Source organism: Clostridioides sp. ZZV15-6597, assembly GCF_020657815.1.
In the GTDB taxonomy this organism is placed as follows: domain Bacteria; phylum Bacillota; class Clostridia; order Peptostreptococcales; family Peptostreptococcaceae; genus Clostridioides.
Window position 1 is genome coordinate 1 of sequence record NZ_JAGWCT010000169.1, and the last position, 5,428, is coordinate 5,428.

The following is a 5,428-nucleotide window of genomic DNA, read 5'->3' on the forward strand; positions in this document are numbered from 1 at the left end:
GCAATTGGAGGAATAAAAATGCAACCAGCTTTAAAATTAGAAAATCAAGTTAAAGAATTAGAAAAAGATTTTGTAATAGAAAGTTGTAATTCTATAAAACCTTGGTTAATAGATGTTAGAAGAGAATTACACAGAATTCCAGAATTAGCTCTTGAGGAAAATCTTACAAAACAAAAAGTCATTTCTTATTTAAAAGAAATAGGAATTGATTATATGGAATTTACAAAACACAATGGAATTATGGCATACATTTTAAAGGAAAATGCAGATAAAACTATTTGTATAAGAGCAGATATGGATGCACTTCCTATAGAAGAAGAAAACGATATACCTTACAAATCAATACATAATGGAAAAATGCACGCTTGTGGTCATGATGCGCATACAACAATGCTACTTGGAGCATGTAAAGTACTCCATTCAATGAAAGATAGTCTAAATGTAAATGTAAAATTCTTATTTCAACCAGCAGAAGAAGGTTTTGGTGGAGCAAAATTCTTGGTTGAAGACGGGTGTTTAGAAAACCCTAAAGCTGATTATATATTTGGGCTTCATGTCATGCCACACATTAAAACAGGATTTATTGAAACAAAATACGACACATTAAATGCAAGTGTTGATACTATAGAAATAAGTGTTAAGGGTAAAAGAGCTCATGGTGCATACCCTGAAAATGGTATTGATGCAATAGTCACAGCTTCACAAATTGTTACATCACTACAAACCATAATAAGTAGAAACCTAGAACCAAATAATGCTGCAGTTTTGACTATAGGCAAAATATATGGTGGTGATGCACATAATGTAATATGTGAAGATGTAAAATTAGAAGGTACATTGAGAACTTTAAATAGTGAGACAAGGGATTTTGTAATTAATAAGATTACTAAAATTGTTGAAGATACAGCATCTGCATTTGGATGTATTGGAACATTATATGTGAGTGACGAAAATTACCCTGCTGTTATAAATGAAAAGGAATTAGTAGATACTGTTATTTCAAATACTAAGGAATTACTTGGAGAAGAAAAATTTATACTGAGAACAAACTCTTCATTAGGTGGAGAAGATTTTTCTTTTTATACAGAACATTGCAAAGGAGCCTTCTTCCATTTAGGGTGCAAAAACGAGGAAAAAGGGCTGACTTCACCTCTTCATACCTCTAAATTTAATGTAGATGAGGATTGTCTGCCAATAGGAGTTATGATGCATGTAATGAATACTTTATATTTTAATTAATATGGTAATTAATAAAAGAATAGGAGATAAATTAATATGGAAAAAGCTAAAAAATTAGGGTTATTTAGTATGATATTATTAGGAATTAATAGTATCATAGGTTCAGGTATATTCTTACTACCAGGTAAAGTTTACAATCTAGCAAGCCAAAACAGTATATTTATATATATTTTTGCTACACTTCTAGTTCTATCAATACTTTTATGTTTTGCAGAGGCTGGAAGTATGTTTGACAAAAATGGAGGTGCATATTTATACTCCAAAAAGGCATTTGGTGATTTTATAGGTTTTGAAGTTGGCACAATGTCTTGGGTTATTAGAATCATATCATGGTCTACACTAGCAGTAGGATTTGCAACAGCTTTAGGCGCATTTTGGCCAGAAGCTGCTACTGAATATAAAGGGTATATCGCAGTGACATTAGTGACATTACTTTCAATAAACAGCTTATTTGGAATTAAAAGCACAAAGATAATGAATAATGTAATAACTATAGCTAAATTAGTACCATTAATAGTTTTTGTAATAATCGGAATATTCTTTATAAAATTTGATAATGTTGTTCCTTCAGGTAATGTTGTAAATTCCAGTATAGGACCAGCTATAATATTAGTATTTTACGCGTTTACTGGATTTGAATCATTTGTTGTAGCAAGTGGAGAAATGGATAATCCTAAAAAAAATCTTCCAATAGCATTAATAACTACAATATTTATATGTGCAATAATTTATATCTTAATTCAAGTTGTCTGTATGGGTATACTTGGAGACAAACTATTTGAAAATAGTATTCCAATCGCAGACGCTTCAAGCGTATTTTTAGGTAATTATGGCAAAGTCTTTATATCTGTAGCAACATTAATATCTATATTTGGAATAAATATAGGTTCTTCAATAGTAACTCCTAAATGTGGCTCTGCTCTAGCAGAAGAAGGTTCTCTTCCAGCATTTATAGGAAAAACAAATAAATATGATGCTCCATATGTAGCAATAATAATGTCTTTAATCTTCTGTATACCACTTGTATTAACTGGAAGTTTTGAACAGCTTGCAGTAATGAGTGTAATTGCCAGATTTGCTCAATACATACCAACTTGTTTATCAGTAATAGTTTTAAGAAAAAGAGCAGATATTCAGGCTTCATTTAAAATTCCTTTTGGTCCTGTTATACCAACAGTAGCTATATTAGGTAGTTTATGGTTGTTACAACAAGCTTGGCTTGAAGATATGTCAAAACCTATAACTCAAAATAGGGTTTTGATAGGACTAGGAGCAATGTTATTGATAGCACCTTTATATGTACTTATGAAAAAAAATAAAAAAAATGAATGTGAGTGCGAAAATAAATCAGAAGATTCAAAATTGTATATTCCAAGAGAAAAAATTCAGTAATATTTTATAGATTACTTGACATTCTTTTTTATTTTAAATTTATAGAAAAAGTCAATAAAGACCTAAATTTTGTTATTTACACAAAGTTTAGGTCTTTATTTTTTCTAATAAGTAACATATATTAAATACTATAATCAAACATCAAAATTCAAACAAGTTTCAGGTTCATCTTCTATTTTTGCTATTTTAAACTTACATGCAATTAATGCTAGAGATACCAATGGATTTATAATATTTAATAATGCATATGGACCATATGTTAATGCAGATACCCCTAATGTTGCTGTTATATACGCTCCACATGTATTCCATGGTACCAGTGGAGAACTTAAAGTTCCACTATCTTCTAAAGCTCTTGACAACATCTTAGGGTGTATACCTCTCTTTTTATATTCCTTATTATACATTCTTCCTGGTATAACTATAGATAAGTATTGTTCACCTGCTATTATGTTAGTAACCGTGCAAGTTACCATTGTACATAATACTGTTCCAAATACACCCTTTGCTAATCTTAGTAAAGAAGAAGCTACTGCTTCAAGCATGCCTGTTTTTTCTAAAATACCTCCAAGAGATAAAGCACATATTGTTAAAGATACAGTGGACATCATATTCATAATCCCACCTTTAGATAATAAAGCATCTACCTCTTCTATTTGTGTTGATGAAACATATCCATTTTGTGCTGCGTCTAATATTACATTCATAGATTCTCCTTGGAAAACTATTGCAAACAATACTCCTAATACAGCACCTACTATAAGCCCTGGTATCGCAGGAACTTTAAATATAACTAATCCAATTACTATTGCTGGAGCTAATAATAATACTGGTGATAAAGTATTAAATGTAGAATCTAATGTAGACCTAATTAACTCTATCTGTTTTATGTCTAATGCTTGACCTGAATACTTCATTCCGATTACACCATAAATTACTAAACAAATTAATAATGATGGTATAGTTGAATATAGCATATATTTTATATGTGTAAATAAATCTGTTCCTGCCATAGCTGGAGCTAAGTTAGTCGTTTCAGATAAAGGTGATAGTTTATCTCCAAAGTAAGCTCCAGATATTATAGAACCAACTATTAATCCAGTTGGCATACCCAAACTTTGGCCAATTCCTAAAAGTGCTACACCTACTGTACCCATTGTACTCCAAGATGAACCTGTTGCAAGAGATACTATTGCACATACTAGCGTTGATGCTACTAAAAAAATATTTGGTGATAAAATTTTTAGTCCCCAGTAAATCATACATGGAACTACTCCACTTACTATCCAAGTTCCTATAAGTACACCTATTATAATTATGATTAAGATTGCTTGCATTGCCATCTTTATACTATTGAACATACTTAATTCTAGGTCTTTCCATTTAAATCCAAGCCTATATACAGCCACAAGTCCTGCTACTGCTGCAGCTCCTATTAGTGGTACATGAGGTGATGAGCCATACATTAATACCCCTAAACTTAAAAATAATATCAAGCAAGTAATTGGTATCATTGCATCAAACAGATTTGCTTTTCTACATTCTCGCTCTTTCATAAAATAATTTCCTCCTAATTATTTGAACACTACACTATAATTTTTTTTGAAACATATTCGCTCGTACTAGATGACACGATACCTCCATAAGTTAATAAAAATTCTACATTGTCGCCTAATTTATAGTCATATTTTGTATTACTTACATCTAATATCATGTGGTCTGAACTTGCCCCTAATATCTTTATATCAGTGTCTATTGGAATTAAAGAGTCAATATTTATGTCCTGTTTACCTATTGCTATGATTGCCCTTTTTAAGATTCCCTTGTCTTCATAAACAGGTTTATTTCTAAAAGCATCCACTCCTATTTCGCCAATAGGAACTGATGGCTTTTCTTTACATTCAACTATTTGACATATTAATTTGAATACATCTTGATATGTCCCATTTATATTTTTGCCATATGCGGTTTCTCTACCAAGTAGAATAGATTCACCTATTCTCAAATTAGTAACACCTTCTGGCATATTATTACTTGTCATTAAATGTATAGAGCTTGAGTTACCTCCTGATACTATTTCTAGATTTATTCCAAATTTACCTTCTATCTTTTGAGCTATACTTACTAGCCTACCTATATTTTCTTTAGATGGTATAACAGCTCCATAACAAGTTAAGTTTGTAGCTATACCAACTATTTTAATATTTTTTAATCTTACTATCTCTTTTATACTATTAAAGAGGTCTTCTTCATAAAAGTAACCTTCTCGTAAATCTCCTAAGTCAAACATAAGAACTATATTATGAATAATATTTTTACTTTCACATAACTCATTTAATTTCTTTATAGTTTCTAATTCTGAGTTAAAACTTATATCACAATAATTGATAACTTCTTCTAGTTCACTTATCATGGGTATTCTAATCAGCATTTTAGGTAAATTTATATCTTGTAATTTTTTTAAGTTTTGAACTCTTGAATCTGCTATATAGTCTATTCCTTCACTATATACTGCTTCTACTATTTCTTTTTGTGCACAAAATGATTTAGTTACAAAAGATACTTTAATGTTTCTTTCATGACAACTCTGTAAAATTATTTTAGCATTATGTTTTAATTTTTCTATAGCTATTTCTAATCTAGGGTACATAATCTTTCCTCCTTGAAGTTCAAACTTTTTAGTAGGAGCTTAAGAGATGCTTCTTCGTATTTTTTAGACAAAACACCCATAGAAGCCATAATATAGTCACTATCTATCAATATCTTTGTTTTTTCCTTTGGAAATAGTAATTCTTTA

Annotated in this window: 5 protein-coding genes; 2 read left to right on the forward strand and 3 right to left on the reverse strand. The window is 30.3% G+C overall.

The features are described from left to right. Window positions 1-18 precede the first annotated feature (18 nt). On the forward strand, window positions 19-1,239 hold the full coding sequence (locus KGF52_RS20140) for a M20 family metallopeptidase (protein ID WP_227841408.1): 1,221 nt from the start codon (window positions 19-21) through the stop codon (window positions 1,237-1,239). Window positions 1,240-1,275: 36 nt separating this feature from the next. After that, window positions 1,276-2,631 (forward strand): APC family permease, encoded by a 1,356-nt coding sequence (locus tag KGF52_RS20145; protein WP_227841406.1) that lies wholly within the window; start codon window positions 1,276-1,278, stop codon window positions 2,629-2,631. A gap of 134 nt (window positions 2,632-2,765) precedes the next feature. Here the strand turns inward: KGF52_RS20145 and nhaC are convergent, their stop codons facing one another. The 3 genes from nhaC to KGF52_RS20160 all read right to left on the reverse strand — a co-directional run. After that, entirely contained in the window at window positions 2,766-4,187 is a 1,422-nt protein-coding gene (gene nhaC / locus KGF52_RS20150; RefSeq protein WP_227827848.1) for a Na+/H+ antiporter NhaC, read from the reverse strand. Between the two features lie 29 nt (window positions 4,188-4,216). Beyond that, window positions 4,217-5,281: an ornithine racemase Orr gene (gene orr, locus KGF52_RS20155; protein ID WP_227841407.1), complete on the reverse strand. Its 1,065-nt coding sequence runs from the start codon at window positions 5,279-5,281 to the stop codon at window positions 4,217-4,219. Further along, window positions 5,266-5,428: glutamate mutase L (locus KGF52_RS20160; protein WP_227841409.1), on the reverse strand; the 163-nt coding region annotated here is incomplete at its 5' end. The genes orr and KGF52_RS20160, both read right to left, overlap by 16 nt.

Excerpts from the sequence above, each read along its gene's own strand:
- KGF52_RS20145 (WP_227841406.1), top strand. The coding sequence starts at position 1,276 with ATGGAAAAAGCTAAAAAATTAGGGTTATTTAGTATGATATTATTAGGA.
- orr (WP_227841407.1), bottom strand. The coding sequence starts at position 5,281 with ATGTACCCTAGATTAGAAATAGCTATAGAAAAATTAAAACATAATGCT.
- nhaC (WP_227827848.1), bottom strand. The coding sequence starts at position 4,187 with ATGAAAGAGCGAGAATGTAGAAAAGCAAATCTGTTTGATGCAATGATA.
- KGF52_RS20140 (WP_227841408.1), top strand. The coding sequence starts at position 19 with ATGCAACCAGCTTTAAAATTAGAAAATCAAGTTAAAGAATTAGAAAAA.